This is a genomic window from Janibacter zhangyanbonis, from assembly GCF_050507325.1.
Classification (GTDB): Bacteria; Actinomycetota; Actinomycetes; order Actinomycetales; family Dermatophilaceae; genus Janibacter.
The window spans coordinates 703,022-719,910 of sequence record NZ_CP191481.1 but is presented as its reverse complement, the minus strand read 5'-3'; the positions used below and the strand labels follow the sequence as shown (position 1 = coordinate 719,910).

Here is a 16,889-nt window from a genome sequence, read left to right as displayed (position 1 = left end):
AGGAGACCTCGTCAGCCATGCGGCACGACGGGCACGACCTGCCGCAGGGCCTCGACGTCGGGCTGGTGCACCCCGAAGCCGAGCGCCGCGACCCGCTTGCCGGTCGGGACGTGGAGCAGGTTCTTGCCGTCGAGGACGAGGTCACGGGGCTCGGTGAGGGGGAACCGGCGCAGGGTCATGCCCAGGGGGTTGCACATGCGCACCTCGTGCGGCTCGATCCGCAGCATCGGGTTGACGAGCTGGAGGATGCCGAGAGCGGTGAGCACGACGCCCGCCGCGACGGTGACCCAGGCCGAGGTCAGCAGGGACACGAGCGCGATGAGCACGCCCAGTGCGACGAAGGTGATACCCATGGGACGGCTGTGGCGGATGGTCAGCGGCTGCATGGCCGCACCCTAGTCGGCGACCTCGATGACGAGCTTGCCGCGGGCGGCGCCGGACTGGCTGGCCGCGAAGGCCTGCGGCACGTCCTCCAGCGCGAACGTCCGGTCGACGTCGACCCGCAACCGGCCGGCTGCGACCTCGTCGAGCAGGTCGGCGAGCCGTGCGCCGTCAGGTCGCACCCACACCCAGCGGCCGCCGTGCTCCTCGACGCCGGGGTCGGTGATCGAGGCGAGGCGTCCGCCGTCACGCAGCACCGCCCGGCTGACGTCGAGGACGCCGCCGACGAGGTCCGCGACCGCGTCGAAGCCCTCGGGCGCCACCTCGCGCAGCCGCTCCTCGAGCCCGTCGCCGTACTCCACCGGCGTCACGCCGATGTCGCGCAGCTTGTCGTGGTTGGCCGTCGACGCGGTGCCGACGACCGTGGCCCCGGCGGCGATCGCCAGCTGGGCGGCGGCGAAGCCGACGCCACCGGAGGCGGCGTGGACGAGGAGGGTGTCCCCCTTCGTCACGGCCAGGGTCTCGAGGACACGAAGGGCGGTGAGCCCGGCGAGCGGAAGCGCCGCGGCGACGTCGTCGGTGACCTCGTCGGGAACGGCCGCGACGTCGTCGACACGCACGGTGACGTACTCGGCGAAGGTGCCGGCGGACAGGACCTGCTTGCGGGCGTAGGCGGCGACCCGGTCACCGGGGGCGAACTCCGGGGTGTCGGGGCCGACGGCGTCGACGACCCCGGCGACGTCCCAGCCCGGGATGACCGGGAAGTCCGCGGCGAGCATCGGGTCGAGGCCGCCGGACATGAGCTTCCAGTCGACGGGGTTGACCCCGGCCCGGGTGACCCGGATGCGGACCTCGCTCGGCCCGACCTTCGGGACCGGCTGGTCGCTGATCCGCAGCTCGTCGGTGGTGCCGTACTGGTCATAGGTGATGGCGCGCATGCTCGGTGCAACTCGCACGGACGGGCACGGCATTCCATCGCCCGCCCGCCACGTGGCCCAGCGATCTCGCACAATGGGCGGCATGCCGCTCGACCACGCTGACCCCTTCGTCGACGTCGAGGAAGACGTCAACCGCTACGACCCCGACTACCGGCGCTGGCTGGCCGCCGCGATCCGGACCGTCCGCAGCGACGCCACGCGGTCGGCCGACACGCACCTCGTGCGGGTGCCGCTGCCGGCGGAGTGGGGCGTGCACCTCTACCTCAAGGACGAGTCGGTGCACCCCACCGGCTCGCTCAAGCACCGGCTGGCCAGGTCGCTCTTCCTCCACGCGCTGTGCAACGGCTGGATCCGGCCGGACCGGCCGGTCATCGAGGCGTCGAGCGGCTCGACGGCCGTGTCGGAGGCCTACTTCGCCTCGCTCATCGGCGTGCCCTTCCTCGCCGTCATGGCCCGGTCGACGAGCCGGCAGAAGGTCGACCTCATCGAGTTCCACGGCGGCCGGTGCCACTTCGTCGACAACGCCCACGAGGTCTACGCCGTCGCCCAGTCCCTCGCGCAGGAGACCGGCGGTCACTACATGGACCAGTTCACCTACGCCGAGCAGGCCACCGACTGGCGCGGCAACAACAACATCGCCGAGTCGATCTTCCAGCAGATGTCGATGGAGGAGCACCCCGAGCCGACGTGGATCGTCGCGACAGCGGGCACCGGCGGCACGTCGGCGACCCTCGCCCGCTACGTGCGCTACACGGGCCGCGACACGGGCATCTGCGTCGCCGACCCGGAGAACTCCGCCTTCTTCCCCGGGTGGCGCGACGACGACCCGTCGGTGACGACCTCGGTCGGCTCGCGCATCGAGGGCATCGGGCGCCAGCGGGTCGAGACGAGCTTCATCGCCGCGAGCATCGACCGGATGATGCGGGTGCCCGACGCCGCCGCGGTCGCCGCGGTGCGGCTGCTCGAGCAGCTCATCGGCACGCGCGCCGGCGCCTCGACCGGCACGAGTCTGTGGGCCGCGCTGCGGATCGTCTCGGAGATGGTCCGGGCCGGCGAGACCGGGAGCGTCGTCTCGCTCATCTGCGACCCGGGCGAGCGCTATCTCGACAAGTACTACTCCCCGCAGTGGCTGGCCGACGAGGGCATCGACATCGAGCCCTACGAAGGGCGACTCGAGCAGCTCATGCGCACCGGTCGCCTGCCCTGACGGCGGGGTCGCTCACAACGGACGCTTGAAACCGAGGTGGCTCGCCTCGTAGCCCAGTCGGTCGTAGAAGGCATGCGCCCGGGTGCGCACCCGATCGGTCGTCAGCTGGGTCAGGACCGCGCCGTGCGCGCGCCCGTGCTCGTGGGCCCACTCGAGCATCGCGGCACCGAGTCCCATGGACCGCTCGCTCCCGGCGACGCGCACCCCCTCGACCTGCAGTCTGGTCGCGCCGTTGCGCGAGAGTCCCGGCACGATCGACAACTGCATCGTCGCGACGACGCGGTCCTGCTCGTCGCGCACGACGGCGAGGTACTGCGCGCGGTCACGGCTGATCGCGTCGAAGACCCGCTCGTAGTGGGCGAGGTCGGTGCCCTCGCGGGTGGCGCCGAGCTCGTCGTCGGCGAGCAGGGCGACGATCGACGCGACATCGGTGCGCACCGCTCGGCGGACGCGGTAGCGACGCTCCCCGAGCTCGAGGACCCCGCCGACGGACTCGGCTGCCCGAGCCCTCAGATCGAGCGCGAGGGCGTCGAGCCAGCCGCCGACGTGCCGTCGGGCCTCGTCGGTGTCGGGGTATCGGCAGCGCAGGTGAAGGCCGGCCTCGTCGAGGATGAACCACAGCATCACCCCGTCGGAGCGGATCGTCGCCCCGACGTACTGGGCGTCCAGACCCGCCGCGTCGACCCGTACCGGCAGCCGCCGCAGGTCGAGCCAGGAGACGGCGAACATGCCGGGTGCCTCCGGCATGCCGCCCCACGGACGCATGACGTCGTCGAGCGGCCACGAGCCGAGGTGCACCGCTTCTCTGACGGCGGCGGCGCAGGCCTGCGGGTCAGGGTCGGACGACTCGAGGACCGAGTTGGTGATGAACCACCCGACCGAGTCGTGCCACCTCGCGTCGTATCGCGAGTGGACGGGGAAGACGGCGCGCAGCGGTGAGTCGGCGAGGTCGCGGGTGACGGCGGTCATCGCGGCGACGACGGTGGTCAGGATCGAGACACCGTCACCGCGGGCCTGTGCGGCGAGCGCGGCCGCGTCGTCGACGTCGAGCACGTCCCGCAGCTCGACGCGCTCGGCGTGCGGCACCGGCTCCCCGAGCGGCAGCGGGAAGCGGGGCATGACGTCACCGCTGGCGGCGAGCACCTCGGCCCACCGCCGGCGGACGTCGTCGGGCGCGGGGTCACGGTCGGCCAGGGCCGCGGTGTGGTCGGCGAAGGGAGGAACGAGCGTCAGCTCGGGGATGCTCTCGCCGTCGGTGAGGTCGAGCGCCGCGAGGAGGTCGCGGATGACGACGAGCATCGACCACATGTCGACGTGGGCGTGGTCGGCGCCGATGACCACCGTGGGACGTTGCGCGGTCTCGAGGACGAGGAGTCGGTGCGAGGGCGTGGCGAAGGGGGTGCACGTCGCGTCGAGCACGTCCCGGACGCAGTCGTTGACCGCCTGCCCCGAGGCGACGGGGTGCTCGACCCACTGCCCCGGCGTGACCTCGAGCTCCTCGAGCACGGGCACCCCGTCGGGACCGGGTGCGAAGCCCGACCGCAACGTGCCGTGTCGCGCGATGACGGCGAGCCAGGCGGCCGAGAGCCGTTGGCGCGCAACGGGGGCGGGCAGGGTGAAGCAGATCGCCATCCACGAGCCGGGCCGGTCGCCACCACCGACGTGGCGACGCTGGTCGAAGGAGAGCGGCAGGGCGCGTCCTGTGCGGTGGGCGGTGACGTCGTAGCCCAGGAGCCTCCCGAAGGGCAGCCGCAGGTGGGCGACGTTGGACAGCCTCATGGCGGTTACCGTAGCCGCACGGTGCCGCCCGCGCGCCGGGCGAGGAGGTACCCGTGACCAGCTTCGACGTCCCCGGTGCGCGGCTGAGGCTGGAGTACAGCGACGAAGGGGGCCACCCCGTCGTCCAGCTCCACGGCCTGACCTCCAGCCTGGAGCGCGACCGGGTCCTCGACCTCGACCTCGGTCGCGGCCTGAGCGGTACCCGGCTGCTGCGCTACGACGCCCGCGGGCACGGTCGGTCGACGGGCCGGCCGGTGGCCGACGACTACCGGTGGCCCCGGCTCGCCCAGGACCTGCTCGCCCTGCTCGACGTGTGGTTCCCGGGCGAGCGCGTGCACGGGGTCGGGCCGTCGATGGGCTGCGCGACCTTGCTGCACGCGGCGCTGCTCGACCCCGGGCGCTTCAGCGGGCTGACCCTCATGGTGCCGCCGACGGCCTGGGAGACCCGCGCGGCCAAGGCGCACGACTACGAGCGCTCCGCCGAGGCTGTCGAGGCCCATGGTCTCGAGCTGTTGCTGCGGGCCCAGGCAGCGGCGCCGGCGCCGCCGGCGACCGCCGGGGCACCCGACACCGTGCCCGACGTGCGGACCGACCTGCTGCCGTGGGTCTTCCGCGGAGCCGCCCGCAGCGACCTGCCCGACCGCAAGTCGCTGCGCTCGATCGACCTGCCGACGACGATCCTCGCCTGGACGGACGACCCGGCGCACCCGCTGTCGACGGCCGGGGCGCTGCTCGACCTGCTCCCCCGCGCCACCCTGCAGGTGGCGAGCACCCGGGCCGAGGTCGACCGCTGGCCCGCGGTGCTCATGGCCGACGTCGAGCGGACCGGGCGATGAGCGGCCCGCCACCCCTGCACCAGGCGATCGCCGTGCTCGACGCGGGCGGGCAGGTGCGCGTCGCGCGCTCGCGCGGCTACGCGATCGGCCTCCTCGTGCTGAGTCTGCTCGTCGGAGCGGGGCTGCTCGCCTGGCTCGTCCTCGCCGTCGCCGACGGGCTGCGCCGCGACCGGATGGGCGTGGTGCTCGCGCATCCGGTGACCTGGGCCAGCACCATCGCCGTCGTGGCCTGCGCCCTCCTGCCGGTGGTCATCGCGGTGCGGCTCCACCGCCGTGAGGCCCTCGTCGTCACCCACGGGGGCTGGCCACGGAGTCGGGTGGCGTCATCCGCTCACACGTGCCGTGGACCGGCATCGAGCGCGTCGGCTTCGAGAGGGTGACCGGCCCCTACGACAACTTCGCCCCCCGCTCGGTGACCTACGTGCTGACTCCGGCGGCGATCGAGGCCAGGGACCGCGCCATGGTGGCCGCGGGTCGGCGCCCGCCCCGTTACGGGCTCCTCGGGCCCGGTGGGTACGTCCTCGAAGCCGGGTACGTCGGTGGGCGGCGGCGCCTCTACGAGCTCCTCGCCGCGGCAGACCACCGCTACGGCGGCGTCAGGCCTTCCTGACGACGCCCACGCGCAGGATGCGGTCGTCGCCATCGCCGGGATCGCCGCGGCCGTCGGTGTTGTTGGTGAGCACCCACAGCGAGCCGTCGGTCGCGACGGCCACGTCGCGCAGCCGCCCGTGCTCGCCGACGAGGTGCTCGGTGGACGTCGTCAGGTCGTCGAGCGGCACCTCGCGCAGTCGCTCGCCGCGCAGGTTGGCGATCCAGATGCTGCCCTCGGCGACGGCGATGCCGCTCGGGCTCGCCTCGTCGGTCGACCACTGCTGCACGGGGTCGGTGAACCGGTCGTCGTCGGCGGTGCCCTCGACGGTCGGCCAGCCGTAGTTGTCGCCGGCCTCGATGACGTTGAGCTCGTCCCACGTGTCTTGGCCGAACTCGCTGGCATACATCGTCCCGTCGTCGTCCCAGGCGATGCCCTGCGGGTTGCGGTGACCGAGGGTCCAGACGAGCGAGTCGTCGAAGGGATTGTCCTCGGGCACCTCGCCCTCGGGCGTCAGCCGCAGGATCTTGCCGCCGAGGCTCTCGCGGTCCTGGGCACGGTCGGTCTCGCCGGCGTCACCGGTCGTCACGTAGAGCATGTCGTCGGGGCCGAAGGCGATCCGACCGCCGTTGTGAAAGCTCGCCGACGGGATGCCCGCGAGGATCGTCTCGGCATCGCCGAGGCCGAGCGCGCCGGGCTCGCCGGTCAGCTCGTGGCGCACGACGCGGTTGTCCTCGTCGGTCGTCAGGTAGGTGTAGAGGTGGTCCTCGTGGAGGGCCAGGCCGAGCAGGCCCCCTTCGCCTCCCGCGGAGACGCCCTCGACGGTGCCGACCTCCCTGGTGCCGCCGTCGTCGGTGATCTCGAGGACGAGGCCGGAGTCACGCTCGCTGACGAGCGCCACCTCGTCGTCGATCGCGATGGACCAGGGCGCCTCGAGGTCGGTGACGACGTCGGTCGGCGCGCTGCCGGACGATGACGAAGGGAGTGCACCCGACGTCGTCGTGCCGGACCCGGAGGAGCCGCGGTCCGTCGCCTCCCCCGAGCACCCGACGAGCAGGGCCACCGCCGCGGCGAGCGTGGCGACGCGGGGAGCTGTCCGGCGGTCCATGACCTGACGCTACCGGCGGGCCCAGCCTGTGGCCATGGACGAGACGACGCGGCCGGGCCCGACGAAGTCGGCGCTGGCGGAGCAGGGCCCCTTCTTCCACGGGACGATCGCGCGGCTCGAGGCCGGCGACCTGCTCACCGCCGGCTTTCCCTCCAACTACCGCTCCGACGTCCTGATGAACCACGTGTACTTCACGGCGCTGCGCGACGGCGCCGGCCTCGCCGCAGAGGTCGCCGTCGAGCTCGCCGCGCAGGGCTCGGGAGCGGGTGGGCTGGGCCCGCACGTGTACGAGGTGGTGCCCACCGGGGACTTCGAGGACGACCCCAACGTCACGGACAAGAAGTTCCCCGGCAACCCGACCCGCTCGTACCGCAGCCGGGACCCCCTTCGTGTCGTCGCCGAGGTCGACGACTGGACCCGCCTGACCCCGGAGGCACTCCGGGCCTGGCGTGAGCGACTCGGGACGCTGCGGCAGGGCGAGATCGTCAACTGACGCGCCCGCCCGGCCTCCCTACGCTGGGGTCATGGGACTGCGGATGGACAACGTCGGCATCGTCGTGGAGGACCTCGCCGCGACCGTGGACTTCTTCCGGGAGCTCGGTCTCGAGCTCGAGGGCGAAGGGGAGGTCTCCGGCGAGTGGGCCGGTCGCGTCACCGGTCTGGGCGACCAGCGCGTCGAGATCGCGATGATGCGCACCCCGGACGGTCACGGACGGCTCGAGCTGTCGCGCTTCGTCGAGCCGGCGGTCGTCGCCGACCACCGCACGGCGCCGGTCAACGCCCTCGGCTACCTGCGGGTGATGTTTGCCGTCGATGACCTCGACGAGACCCTGGATCGCTTGCGGGACAAGGGAGTCGAGATGGTGAGCACCGAGGTGGTGCGCTACGAGGACGCCTACCGGCTCTGCTACGTCCGCGGACCCGAGGGGCTCCTGCTGGGGCTGGCGGAGGAGCTGCGCTGAGCAGCTGACGCGAGTCAGCGCGTCAGCAGGTCCTGCAGGACGATCGCCTGGTTGTGCTCGTGGTCGGCAGCTCCGAAGAGCAGGGTGACCCGGCCGTGGTCGGCGACGATGTCCTGCAGCTGCTGCCAGGCCTGCGAGCCGTCGAGCTCACGCTCGTAGCGCTGCGCGAACTCCTCGAAACGCTCCGGGTCGTGGCCGAACCACCTGCGCAGCTCGGTGGAGGGCCCGACCTCCTTGAGCCACTCGTCGAGGGCGGCGGCCTCCTTGCTCACCCCGCGCGGCCACAGCCGGTCGACGAGGACCCGGTAGCCGTCTCCAGGCGCCGCCTCGTCCCGGACCGAGCGGACGTGGACCTGCGCTGTGGTGCTCACGCCCCGACCGTACTCCCGCGTGGGCGTACCCAGCTCAGAGCCATCGTGCCTGCCGTGTAGAGCCACGCGACGACGGCGACCCACAGCCAGCTGGCACCGATCTGCTCGACGAGCGGCAGCTCGTCGGCGCGACCGAGGTACATGCCCGCGACCGCGTACATGCCGAGGGGAAAGACGATGCTCCACCACGTCGACTCGTAGCGCAGCGGGATGCGGTGGATGACGTGGCGCCATACGCCGACGGCGAAGAGCACGGGGATCAGCCAGGTCGCCCATGCCCAGCAGAGCACGACGAGGCCGGCGATGAGCCCGCCCGTCGCGTCGACGATCGGCGTCGAGTCCATCTCGACGATCTTGGCCCCGGCGACGATCGAGATCGCCACGGCACCCATCGAGACCCAGTAGGGCGGGCTGAGCTCGTGCACGTCGAGGGGGTAGAGCGTCAGGCGCAGGGCGACGAGGACCGCGCACGCGGCGTACAGGACGATCCCGACCGACCACGCGCAGACGGCGAGGACGGCGAGCTCGGACTGCCCGCGGCCGACGAGCGGCTCGAGTCCGGCCGCGGTCGTCGCGACCGACTGGCTGGCGACGACCCAGATGAACCACGTGCCGTTGGCCTCGGCGAGCGCCGGCCGCTCTCTGCGGGAGAGCACGGCGGCCCACGGGACGGCATAGCTGAGCAGCAGCCCGACCGGGGCCGCGACCGCCAGCAGCACGGCGCTCACGGTGTGGTCGAGGTCGAGCAGGCGCACCGCGACGACCCCTGTGCCGGCGATGATCGTGTAGAAGCCGAAGGCCTTGCGTGGGTCGCGCAGGTCAGTGATCACCCGGCCGCGGTAGGCGACCAGTCGCGCAGCGAGCGCGACCAGCAGCACGATCCACGCGCCGCCGGCGATGACGAGCAGGACGAGCGAAGGGAGGTGCAGCCCCTGCTGGTCGAGCCCGATCGACACGATGCCCGTCGCCATGACGAAGGCGAAGGCTCCCGGTGGCAGGTCCGCGACCGCGGATCGGATCCTCTGCACGGGTCAGCCGACGACGTCGTGGGGATGGAGCTGGACGTCATGGAGCAGGCAGCGGCACCCGGCAAGGTCGTGCCCGGTGGGTGGCGGTGCGGCGTCCATGTCGCCATGGTGCCACCGGGTCCAGGGTCAGCGGGTGGAGAGGGCGGAGCGCCCGCCCATGCCCTCACCCGAAGTCGTCGCCCCGCAACCACACCTCGACGCCGTGGGCCTCGGCGATCGCCACGATCTGCGGCGCAGCGGCGGCGAAGGACCCGGGTGACAGCGGGAGCGTGAGGTCGCGGTGGCCGCGTCTGCCGTCGACGAGCACCAGCGCGACGGCTCGGTGACCGTCGCGCATCCCCAGGCTCGTGCCCGCCGTGCGGTCGAGGCCGGTCTTGACCGACTGCCGCAGACGGAACTCGGGGTCGAGCTCTGCCACGGCAGAGGTGCGCCGCGCACCCGGCCCCCGGGCGGTGAGATCGATCCTCGAGATCTCGCCCCAGTCGATGTGCGGCTGGTCTGCGCTCACCATGCCGTCGACGACGGTGGTGCCGTCGACGCCGGTCTCGTCGACGACGAGCAGCGGCTCCTCCTGCCGGGAGTCCCGCCGGATCGTCATGAAGACCTCGGCCGCGCTCACGAGGGTCGCGAGGGCGAGCAGGATGAAGAAGGCCCCGAAGCCGCAGCCGATGATCCGGCCGCCGAGATCCAGCTGCTGGAAGGAGGCGATGATCATCCACGCGCCGAGGGCGCCCAGAGCGACCATGAGCAGAGCGGCGACGCCGAAGCCGACGACCTGCCGGCCGGCGCGGCCGGGGTCGTAGCGCAGCGCCACTGCCGGCGGATGCGTCATGGCTGAGCCCACGGCACGAGGTCCGACCGGCCCAGCCACGAGCCGTGCTCGGACAGCGGCCGGAAGCGGTAGGTCGCGAACTCGTGGTGGAAGTCGCGCCGCTCCCGCTCGCGCATCGCCGCGGAGTGCCGATCCGGCTCGGGCACCTCGGAGCGGCCGTGGACCATCTCGACCATCTCGCGCACGCTGCGCCAGATGGAGAAGGTCGAGACCGTCCGCGGTGGGCGCAGTGCCGCCCCAGCGAGCGTCACCCCCGGGTGGTCGCGGACCAGGCGCTCGACCGGCCGCCCGTGGTGCAGGAAGCGCGGGAGCTCGGGGATCTTCATCCGGGCGAGGGTGACGGCGACGACGGGCTCGTCCTGACGCATCGTGCCGGTGCGGGCCGGCAGCCCGTCGAAGGCCGCGATCGTCGACCAGCGCCGCACGAACTCCAGCCGCACGTGCCAGCCGGCATCCAGCTGCTGCCCCAGCGGGTCGCGCTCGAGGAAGCGGACGAGGGCCTCCTCGTCGCGCCACTGGGCGAAGGCCGCCAGCCGGGTCAGCTGGAGCCGCTCGGGCGAGACGACGGGCGCCCCGAGCCGCATGAGGGAGAGGCTCTCGAGGTGGTCGAGACCGGGCACGGTCGCCGGGGTGGGCGGCCGGACGAGTGCCGCCGCGCCGGCCCGGACGGGCACCTGCGCGAGGTGGAAGCTGTGGATCATGCGGCGGGCTCCAGCTTGTAGTGCAGGCGAAGGGCGGGACGGTCCCACATGCGCAGCACGTGATCGGTGCGCAGCGTCCCCTTCGGGTCCAGGTACATGTGGAAGGTCTCCCGCAGCGGCACCTTCGCCGCGTGGCTGCGTTGCCCCCGGACGACGACGTAGGCACCGTCGTCGCCGAAGCGGCCACCGAGGGACTCGAGGAGGAAGCCACCGTCGTCGAGGACCGTGGGGCGCAGGAAGACCTGGAGGTTGCCCGACTCGAGGGGGAAGGTCACGTGGACGCTCGGACGGTCGGCCCCGGGGAGGGTCCGGGTCGAGTAGGCACCGCTGAAGACGGTGCGGCCGGTGGCGCGCAGGGCGCGGGTCCACGCGGCGGCCACCTGCTCGCCCTGCCCGTCGAGGATCGGGGTCACGACGCTGTCCATGCCGTGGGCGACGTCGAGCGGGCGCATCGGCAGGGCCAGCTGCTCGACCCGCCTCCCCCACAGCCGGGCGACCAGCTCCCCGCCCGGCCAGAAGAGCGGGGACCAGGACGACCAGACCTCCATCTGCCACGAGGCGGTGTGCTCGTAGAAGTCGCGCACCGCCGGGTGCAGCCGGGTCGCGTCGAAGCCGGGGCCGTCGAGGAGTGACATCGACAGCAGCAGACCGGCACTCGGGTCCGCCTCGGCCACCGAGCCGCCGTGGCGCTCGGCCTCGGCTGCCAGCCAGTCGGAGGCCACCCGAGGTGAGCCGCTCACGGGGCCGTCGAGCCAGCTCTCGGCGCCGCCGAGGTCGACGGATCTACCGGTGAGCGTCCAGAACTTCCGGGATCCGATGTCCAGCAGGTGCGGCACGGGCTCGATTGTGCCGCAGACCGCGTGGCGGACGGACCGAACGGGGCCCCTGTGCCCGTCCGACGGACGCGGACGACAATGGGAGGGATGCTCCCTTCGCACCTCTGGTACGTCAGCTACGGCTCCAACATGTCCCGCCGCCGTCTCGGCTGCTATCTCGCCGGCGGCACGCCGCCCGGATCGATGAGGACCTATGCCGGGGCGCGCGACCGGACCATGCCGACGGACGATCACGCGGTGACCCTGCCGGGGAGCCTGTACTTCGCCGGCGAGTCGCAGACCTGGGGTGGCGGGGTCGCCTTCTACGACCACGACTCCCCCGGCGAGACCGCGGGGCGGGCCTACCTGCTGACGATCGGGCAGTTCGTCGACGTCGCCAACCAGGAGATGCACCGGCCGGCTGATCCGGACGACCCGCTCGAGGAGGTGCTGCTCACCGGACTGCCCGGCGAGCGTCACCAGGCTGGGCCCGGCCACTACGAGACGCTCGTGCGGGTCGGCGAGCACGAAGGGCTGCCGATGCTCACCTTCACCGCGCCCCACGGCATGCACGCGGTCCCGCACACCGCTCCCCGACCGGCCTACCTCGCGATGCTCGCCGAGGGACTGCGCGAGGCGCACGAGTGGGACGAGGAGCGGATCGAGGGGTACTTCGCGGCGCGTGCGCTGCGCGATCAGCCGATCGTGTAGACCATGCCGCGGCCGCTCTGCGCGAAGGCCCGGCGTCACACGTTGAAGCGGAACTCCACCACGTCACCATCAGCCATGACGTAGTCCTTGCCCTCCATGCGGACCTTGCCCGCGGCCTTCGCCTCGGCCATCGAGCCGAGCCTGTCGAGGTCCTCGAAGGAGACGACCTCAGCCTTGATGAAGCCGCGCTCGAAGTCGGTGTGGATGACGCCGGCGGCCTTGGGCGCGGTGTCGCCCTTGTGGATCGTCCACGCGCGCGACTCCTTGGGGCCGGCGGTGAGGTAGGTCTGCAGACCGAGGGTGTTGAAGCCCTTGCGCGCCAGCTGGTCCAGGCCCGGCTCGTCGATGCCGACACCCTCGAGCAGCTCGCGGGCGTCCTCGTCGTCGAGCTCGGCGACCTCGGACTCGAGCTTGGCGTTGAGGAAGATCGCCTCGGCCGGCTCGACGAGCGCCTGCCACTGGGCCTGCAGGTCGGTGTCGGTCAGCTGGTCCTCGTCGACGTTGAAGACGTAGAGGAAGGGCTTGGTCGTGAGCAGCCCGAGCTGGGAGGCGATGGTCATGTCGACTCCGGCCGCGGCCCCCTTCGCGAAGAGGGTGTCGCCGGCCTCGAGGACCCCGCGGGCGGCGAGCGCCGTGTCGAGGACGTCCTTGTCGGTCTTCTTGCCCTTGACCTCCTTCTCGATCCGCGGGATCGCGGTCTCGAGGGTCTGCAGGTCGGCGAGCACGAGCTCGGTGTTGATCGTCTCCATGTCGGAGGCGGGGTCGATCTTGCCGTCGACGTGCGTCACGTCGTCGTCGACGAAGGCGCGCACCACCTGGCAGATCGCGTCGGACTCACGGATGTTGGCGAGGAACTTGTTGCCCAGCCCCTCCCCTTCGCTCGCACCACGGACGATGCCGGCGATGTCGACGAAGGAGACGGTCGCGGGCAGGATCTTCTCGCTGCCGAAGATCTCGGCGAGCCGGCCCAGCCGCGCGTCCGGCAGCGGGACGACGCCGACATTGGGCTCGATGGTCGCGAAGGGGTAGTTCGCGGCGAGGACGTTGTTCTTCGTCAGAGCGTTGAACATCGTCGACTTGCCGACGTTGGGGAGACCGACGATTCCGATGGAGAGTGCCACGGGGACAGGAGTCTAGCCGGGCGAAGGGGGCTCCCCCGCCTCGTCCCGTCGGCCGGCGGCGACCCAGCGCCGCAGCACGGCCCGCAGGGCCCACCAGATCGCGACGAAGAGCACGAGCAGACCGAGCAGTCGCGGCCACGACCCGCCGGACGTCGCGATGACCGGCACGTAGACCAGAGCGCACACGATCGGCAGCGCCGCGAGCAGCAGGATGAAGTCCTTGGCCGTCTCGCGGCCCCACATCTGCCACAGGGGCGGGCGGGGCGTCGGCTGGCGGCGGGGCAGCTTCAGGTCGTCGAGGGGGTCGCTCACGGGTCGGCACGTTCCGTGGAGTTCTCGAGGTAGAGCGTCGTGTCGGTCGCGACCGCCTCGGCGATCATCGCAGCGGTATAGGGCGCGACCCGCTCGGCAACCGTCGCAGGGTCGACCCAGTGCACGGCCTTGATCTCGCGGGCCTGCAGGGTCGCGTCGTCGAGGAAGGTGCTGGGCACGGTCCCGAGGTCGAAGAGGCACAGCAGCGCGTCGTCCCACCCGCGGTAGGGCGGCAGCCAGTTGACCGCGAGCATCCCGCGGACGGTGACGTCGAGGCCGAGCTCCTCGCGCACCTCGCGGACCACGCAGTGGGCCGGTGACTCCCCCGGGTCGACGATGCCGCCGGGCAGGTCCCAGTCGCGCTTGTAGACGAGCTCGCAGAGGGCAATGCGTCCGTCCTCGTCGCGCAGCAGGCCCTGAGCGATGAGGCGCTTCTTGGGCAGGCGGGCGTTGAGGACCTTGATGAAGGCGAGCCGACCGGCCTCCGTCGCGAGGTCCGGCCGGGTCGTCGCCGCCTTGACCTCTTCCTCGGTGGGCTCGTCACTCGTCATGGCCACGAGGCTACAGAGCGCGCCGCTACTCCCCGAGCCGGCCGTCGATCCGCTCGCGCAGCAGGTCGGCGTGCCCGATGTGGCGGGCGTACTCCTCGATCATGTGGAGCACGAGTCCGCGCACGCTCCATGTCCACCCACCGTGGTCCTCGAAGGTGTCGTCCAGCGCGTGCCGCGCGATGATCTCGTCCGAGGCCAGGCACTCCGCCCGCCGCGTGGCGAAGGCGTCGTCGACGCACTCCTGCGTGCCCGCCGCGTCGTCCCACTCGCGTCCATGTTGCCCGGGCCGCGGTAGAGGGTGGCGACGTCCTCCCCTTCGACGCACTGGCGAAACCAGCCCCGCTCGACCCGCGCCATGTGCCGCACGAGACCGAGCAGCGAGATCGTCGACGGCTCGACCGGGCGCGTGGCCAGCTGCTCGGGCGAGAGGTCGGCGCACTTCGCCGCGAGCGTCTCGCGCTGCCACCGCAGGTACTCGCCGAGCAGGTGCCGCTCGTCGCCGACCGGGTCGACCGGCGTCCGCGGGTCGTCGTCGATCATCTGCGCCCGCTGGGTCTCGCTCATGGACCCACGCTGCTGCGTCGGCGGGCCGGCGTCAACAGGCCGGGTGGGCTGTCGGTGCTCGGCGAGAGCATGGGTCATGGGTCGTCGACGATGACGAAGGGGGATGACGTGACGGTCATGCAGGTGGACACGGTGGGGGCCGAGGCGGTCGGGGAGGTGCGGTCTCGGACGGGTCCGGGTGACGGGCCTGACGACGGGTCCGATGAGGTGCGTTCGGGGCCACTCGAAGACGGGCCCGGGCACGCATCGCGGGTCGCAGACCAGTGGCTCGACGGGGTGCTGGCGTCGGTGGGCGCGGCCCGTGACCGGGCGGTGCGCGATGCCGCACGGCTCGACGACGGGCAGCTGGAGCGGGCACTCGTCGCGACCGAGGCGGTGCGCCGGGCCGTGGACGGCCTCGAGCTCGTCCTCGTCGCCGAGGTCGGACGCCGGGGCGAGGAGCGCGGACCGGATGGGCAGTACCGCGAGGTGCGGTTGCCCGCGGGTGAGGTCGCCGAGATGGCTCCTGACGCGGTGGCCGTCGCCATCGGCACCGGTCCGACCGAGGCGGGCCGACGGTGCGCCGTCGCCTCCCGCGCCGCGACCGACCTGGCGGCCCTGGCCGAGCTCGTCGCCGAGGGGCGCCTCGGACGCCGCGCCCTGGAGCAGGTGCACAAGCACACGCGCGACACGACCCCCGAGACGACGCAGGCGATCGTCGAGCACCTGCTCGGCGCTCGACGCGGGGCGCCCGGATCGATCCGGATCATCGACATGGAGCCGCACGAGGTCGCCAAGACCTGCCGGCGCCTCATCACGCGCCTCGAGCCCGAGCTCATGCAGGCGCGGGCCGATGCCAACCGCGCCAGCAGGCTCGACGTACGCACCGAGGCCGGCCCCGTCGGCACGACGTGGCTGACGGCCGTGCTGCCGAGCGAGATCGGCGCGGCGATCAAGGCGGCCGTCGACGCCGCCGGGCAGCGATGGCGGGCCGACGACCCGGAGATGCCGATCGGCACGGCCCGTGCGATGGGCCTGGCGGACCTCGTCCTGTGCGGCAGCGAGGTGACTGCCGAGGTGCGGCTCGGCGTGCCCGTCATCGCGTCGGCGGTCTCGCGGCTGACCTTCGCGCCGGTGGACGACCCGTCGTGCCCCATCTGCAGTGGCGAGGAGGACCCTGTGGCCGGCCTCCTCGAGGAGGGCATCACCTATGACCGGGTCGATCACGAGCGTGTGCGCATCGTCAGCGGCGAGGGCGCCGACCAGGTCGACGTCCTCGCCGAGGAGTGGATGAGCGACGACGTGACGACGCAGGTGCGCGTCGGGTGCGGCTGCACGTGCACCACCGACGCGTGCCACCACGGCGAGGACAGCACGGGCGGGGGCGTCCATCCGTGCACGTGCCGCACGGGCGGTGGGCGATGGGTCTCCGGGACGACGATCCCGGGCGTCGGCTACGTGCCGCCGGACGTCGTCGCCGCGATCGTCCGGCGTCTCGACACCCGGGTGGGCCGGGCACTGATCGATGCCCGGACCGGCACGCTGCTCGAGACGTCGACGTCGGCCTACGCGATCCCCAAGGCGCAGCGCGAATTCGTCGCGACGCGTGATGGCGTCTGCCGGATGTGGGGCTGCGAGCGCCCGGTGCAGTCACGGCGGCTGGGGTGGGCGGCCGACGTCGACCACGCGACGCCGTGGCCGCACGGCGGCACGAGCCCGGCCAACCTGTCGGACCTGTGCCGGCACCACCACCGCGTCAAGCACTCCGCACGCTGGAGCCACCGGCTCCGAGAAGACGGGTCGACCGAGTGGATCACCCCCGGCGGCGTCGTCGCCCTCACCTTCCCGGTCCACGCCGTGGACGAAGGGGAGGAGAGTTCGTCCCCGCCGGTGGGGACGAGCGATCTGGACAACGCCTCGTCCCCGCCCACGCGGACCAGCGAGGCGGACTCCCCTTCGTCCCCGCCCAGCGACGCGGACTCCCTTTTGTCCCCGCCCACGGGGACCAACGGACCGGACTCCGTCTCGTCCCTGCTGGTGGGGACCAACGAGGCAGAGGAGGCCGCCGACAGCCCGCCGCCCTTCTGATCCGCGGGTTGTCGGA

General features: G+C 72.5%; 21 protein-coding genes and 1 pseudogene. 8 read left to right on the top strand and 14 right to left on the bottom strand.

The genetic code is table 11. From position 1 onward, the window contains the following. Positions 1-11: 11 nt before the first annotated feature. Both ACQBJO_RS03640 and ACQBJO_RS03635 read right to left on the bottom strand, forming a co-directional pair. Complete coding sequence (locus ACQBJO_RS03640) at positions 12-386, bottom strand: hypothetical protein (RefSeq protein ID WP_421007134.1); 375 nt, start codon at positions 384-386, stop codon at positions 12-14. A 9-nt stretch (positions 387-395) separates the two neighbouring features. Next, positions 396-1,319, bottom strand: a complete 924-nt coding sequence (locus ACQBJO_RS03635) for an NADP-dependent oxidoreductase (protein WP_421007135.1) — start codon at positions 1,317-1,319, stop codon at positions 396-398. An 82-nt stretch (positions 1,320-1,401) separates the two neighbouring features. Here ACQBJO_RS03635 and ACQBJO_RS03630 point away from each other — a divergent pair, with 82 nt between their 5' ends. Continuing rightward, a complete protein-coding gene (locus ACQBJO_RS03630) occupies positions 1,402-2,526 on the top strand; it encodes a PLP-dependent cysteine synthase family protein (RefSeq protein ID WP_255185422.1) in 1,125 nt (374 codons plus the stop codon). 12 nt (positions 2,527-2,538) lie between these two features. Here ACQBJO_RS03630 and ACQBJO_RS03625 read toward each other — a convergent pair whose 3' ends face one another. After that, positions 2,539-4,305: a GNAT family N-acetyltransferase gene (locus ACQBJO_RS03625; RefSeq protein WP_421007136.1), complete on the bottom strand. Its 1,767-nt coding sequence runs from the start codon at positions 4,303-4,305 to the stop codon at positions 2,539-2,541. A 53-nt stretch (positions 4,306-4,358) separates the two neighbouring features. Here ACQBJO_RS03625 and ACQBJO_RS03620 point away from each other — a divergent pair, with 53 nt between their 5' ends. Genes ACQBJO_RS03620 through ACQBJO_RS03610 form a run of 3 tightly spaced genes read left to right on the top strand, consistent with a single transcriptional unit; the run spans position 4,359 to position 5,751 of the window. Continuing rightward, complete coding sequence (locus tag ACQBJO_RS03620; protein ID WP_421007137.1) at positions 4,359-5,141, top strand: alpha/beta fold hydrolase; 783 nt, start codon at positions 4,359-4,361, stop codon at positions 5,139-5,141. Beyond that, a complete protein-coding gene (locus ACQBJO_RS03615; RefSeq protein ID WP_421007138.1) occupies positions 5,138-5,521 on the top strand; it encodes a hypothetical protein in 384 nt (127 codons plus the stop codon). The genes ACQBJO_RS03620 and ACQBJO_RS03615 overlap by 4 nt, the downstream gene beginning before the upstream one ends. Continuing rightward, entirely contained in the window at positions 5,518-5,751 is a 234-nt protein-coding gene (locus ACQBJO_RS03610) for a hypothetical protein (RefSeq protein ID WP_421007139.1), read from the top strand. Before ACQBJO_RS03615 ends, ACQBJO_RS03610 begins: the two co-directional genes overlap by 4 nt. Here ACQBJO_RS03610 and ACQBJO_RS03605 read toward each other — a convergent pair. Beyond that, complete coding sequence (locus ACQBJO_RS03605) at positions 5,738-6,838, bottom strand: PQQ-dependent sugar dehydrogenase (RefSeq protein WP_421007140.1); 1,101 nt, start codon at positions 6,836-6,838, stop codon at positions 5,738-5,740. The two genes, ACQBJO_RS03610 and ACQBJO_RS03605, sit on opposite strands and share 14 nt — an antisense overlap. 34 nt (positions 6,839-6,872) lie before the next feature. Here ACQBJO_RS03605 and arr point away from each other — a divergent pair, with 34 nt between their 5' ends. Beyond that, on the top strand, positions 6,873-7,331 hold the full coding sequence (gene arr / locus ACQBJO_RS03600; RefSeq protein ID WP_421007141.1) for an NAD(+)--rifampin ADP-ribosyltransferase: 459 nt from the start codon (positions 6,873-6,875) through the stop codon (positions 7,329-7,331). Positions 7,332-7,362: 31 nt separating this feature from the next. Beyond that, the gene (locus tag ACQBJO_RS03595; protein WP_421007142.1) at positions 7,363-7,800 is read left to right on the top strand and encodes a VOC family protein; all 438 of its coding nucleotides are present in this window, start codon (positions 7,363-7,365) and stop codon (positions 7,798-7,800) included. Positions 7,801-7,814: 14 nt separating this feature from the next. Here the strand turns inward: ACQBJO_RS03595 and ACQBJO_RS03590 are convergent, their stop codons facing one another. The 5 genes from ACQBJO_RS03590 to ACQBJO_RS03570 form a co-directional block, all read right to left on the bottom strand. Continuing rightward, the gene (locus ACQBJO_RS03590) at positions 7,815-8,171 is read right to left on the bottom strand and encodes a DUF488 domain-containing protein (RefSeq protein ID WP_255185415.1); all 357 of its coding nucleotides are present in this window, start codon (positions 8,169-8,171) and stop codon (positions 7,815-7,817) included. After that, on the bottom strand, positions 8,168-9,199 hold the full coding sequence (locus ACQBJO_RS03585) for a tellurite resistance/C4-dicarboxylate transporter family protein (protein ID WP_421007143.1): 1,032 nt from the start codon (positions 9,197-9,199) through the stop codon (positions 8,168-8,170). Before ACQBJO_RS03585 ends, ACQBJO_RS03590 begins: the two co-directional genes overlap by 4 nt. 163 nt (positions 9,200-9,362) lie before the next feature. Beyond that, on the bottom strand, positions 9,363-10,031 hold the full coding sequence (locus ACQBJO_RS03580; protein ID WP_421007144.1) for a hypothetical protein: 669 nt from the start codon (positions 10,029-10,031) through the stop codon (positions 9,363-9,365). Beyond that, positions 10,028-10,732, bottom strand: coding sequence for a hypothetical protein (locus tag ACQBJO_RS03575; protein ID WP_421007145.1), 705 nt, complete (start codon positions 10,730-10,732; stop codon positions 10,028-10,030). The genes ACQBJO_RS03580 and ACQBJO_RS03575 overlap by 4 nt, the downstream gene beginning before the upstream one ends. Then, complete coding sequence (locus ACQBJO_RS03570; protein WP_421007146.1) at positions 10,729-11,568, bottom strand: hypothetical protein; 840 nt, start codon at positions 11,566-11,568, stop codon at positions 10,729-10,731. Before ACQBJO_RS03570 ends, ACQBJO_RS03575 begins: the two co-directional genes overlap by 4 nt. 87 nt (positions 11,569-11,655) lie before the next feature. Here ACQBJO_RS03570 and ACQBJO_RS03565 point away from each other — a divergent pair, with 87 nt between their 5' ends. Further along, positions 11,656-12,258 carry a histone deacetylase gene (locus tag ACQBJO_RS03565; RefSeq protein ID WP_421007147.1) on the top strand — a complete coding sequence of 201 codons (603 nt, stop codon included), beginning with the start codon at positions 11,656-11,658 and terminating at the stop codon, positions 12,256-12,258. 35 nt (positions 12,259-12,293) lie between these two features. On the opposite strand, the gene ychF is transcribed toward ACQBJO_RS03565, so the two are convergent. From ychF to ACQBJO_RS03540, 5 genes and pseudogenes are all read right to left on the bottom strand, one after another. Further along, positions 12,294-13,379: a redox-regulated ATPase YchF gene (ychF, locus tag ACQBJO_RS03560; protein WP_421007148.1), complete on the bottom strand. Its 1,086-nt coding sequence runs from the start codon at positions 13,377-13,379 to the stop codon at positions 12,294-12,296. A gap of 12 nt (positions 13,380-13,391) precedes the next feature. Beyond that, the gene (locus tag ACQBJO_RS03555; protein WP_421007149.1) at positions 13,392-13,691 is read right to left on the bottom strand and encodes a hypothetical protein; all 300 of its coding nucleotides are present in this window, start codon (positions 13,689-13,691) and stop codon (positions 13,392-13,394) included. Further along, positions 13,688-14,242, bottom strand: coding sequence for an NUDIX domain-containing protein (locus ACQBJO_RS03550; RefSeq protein WP_421007150.1), 555 nt, complete (start codon positions 14,240-14,242; stop codon positions 13,688-13,690). Before ACQBJO_RS03550 ends, ACQBJO_RS03555 begins: the two co-directional genes overlap by 4 nt. A gap of 25 nt (positions 14,243-14,267) precedes the next feature. Further along, the gene (locus ACQBJO_RS03545) at positions 14,268-14,567 is read right to left on the bottom strand and encodes a DUF664 domain-containing protein (RefSeq protein WP_430407146.1); all 300 of its coding nucleotides are present in this window, start codon (positions 14,565-14,567) and stop codon (positions 14,268-14,270) included. After that, positions 14,567-14,782 (bottom strand): annotated as a pseudogene (locus ACQBJO_RS03540) (DinB family protein); the annotation flags it as partial. The pseudogene ACQBJO_RS03540 and the gene ACQBJO_RS03545, both read right to left, overlap by 1 nt. Positions 14,783-14,875: 93 nt before the next feature. On the opposite strand from ACQBJO_RS03540, the gene ACQBJO_RS03535 reads away from it, so the two are divergent. After that, positions 14,876-16,873, top strand: a complete 1,998-nt coding sequence (locus tag ACQBJO_RS03535; protein WP_430407166.1) for a DUF222 domain-containing protein — start codon at positions 14,876-14,878, stop codon at positions 16,871-16,873. Positions 16,874-16,889 lie beyond the last annotated feature (16 nt).

Bases quoted from the DNA above. Each gene is read 5' to 3' on its own strand.
- ACQBJO_RS03550 (WP_421007150.1), bottom strand. From the start codon at position 14,242: ATGACGAGTGACGAGCCCACCGAGGAAGAGGTCAAGGCGGCGACGACC.
- ACQBJO_RS03640 (WP_421007134.1), bottom strand. From the start codon at position 386: ATGCAGCCGCTGACCATCCGCCACAGCCGTCCCATGGGTATCACCTTC.
- ACQBJO_RS03615 (WP_421007138.1), top strand. From the start codon at position 5,138: ATGAGCGGCCCGCCACCCCTGCACCAGGCGATCGCCGTGCTCGACGCG.
- ACQBJO_RS03565 (WP_421007147.1), top strand. From the start codon at position 11,656: ATGCTCCCTTCGCACCTCTGGTACGTCAGCTACGGCTCCAACATGTCC.
- ACQBJO_RS03630 (WP_255185422.1), top strand. From the start codon at position 1,402: ATGCCGCTCGACCACGCTGACCCCTTCGTCGACGTCGAGGAAGACGTC.
- arr (WP_421007141.1), top strand. From the start codon at position 6,873: ATGGACGAGACGACGCGGCCGGGCCCGACGAAGTCGGCGCTGGCGGAG.
- ACQBJO_RS03635 (WP_421007135.1), bottom strand. From the start codon at position 1,319: ATGCGCGCCATCACCTATGACCAGTACGGCACCACCGACGAGCTGCGG.
- ACQBJO_RS03580 (WP_421007144.1), bottom strand. From the start codon at position 10,031: ATGACGCATCCGCCGGCAGTGGCGCTGCGCTACGACCCCGGCCGCGCC.
- ACQBJO_RS03535 (WP_430407166.1), top strand. From the start codon at position 14,876: ATGGGTCATGGGTCGTCGACGATGACGAAGGGGGATGACGTGACGGTC.
- ACQBJO_RS03605 (WP_421007140.1), bottom strand. From the start codon at position 6,838: ATGGACCGCCGGACAGCTCCCCGCGTCGCCACGCTCGCCGCGGCGGTG.
- ACQBJO_RS03625 (WP_421007136.1), bottom strand. From the start codon at position 4,305: ATGAGGCTGTCCAACGTCGCCCACCTGCGGCTGCCCTTCGGGAGGCTC.
- ACQBJO_RS03575 (WP_421007145.1), bottom strand. From the start codon at position 10,732: ATGATCCACAGCTTCCACCTCGCGCAGGTGCCCGTCCGGGCCGGCGCG.
- ACQBJO_RS03595 (WP_421007142.1), top strand. From the start codon at position 7,363: ATGGGACTGCGGATGGACAACGTCGGCATCGTCGTGGAGGACCTCGCC.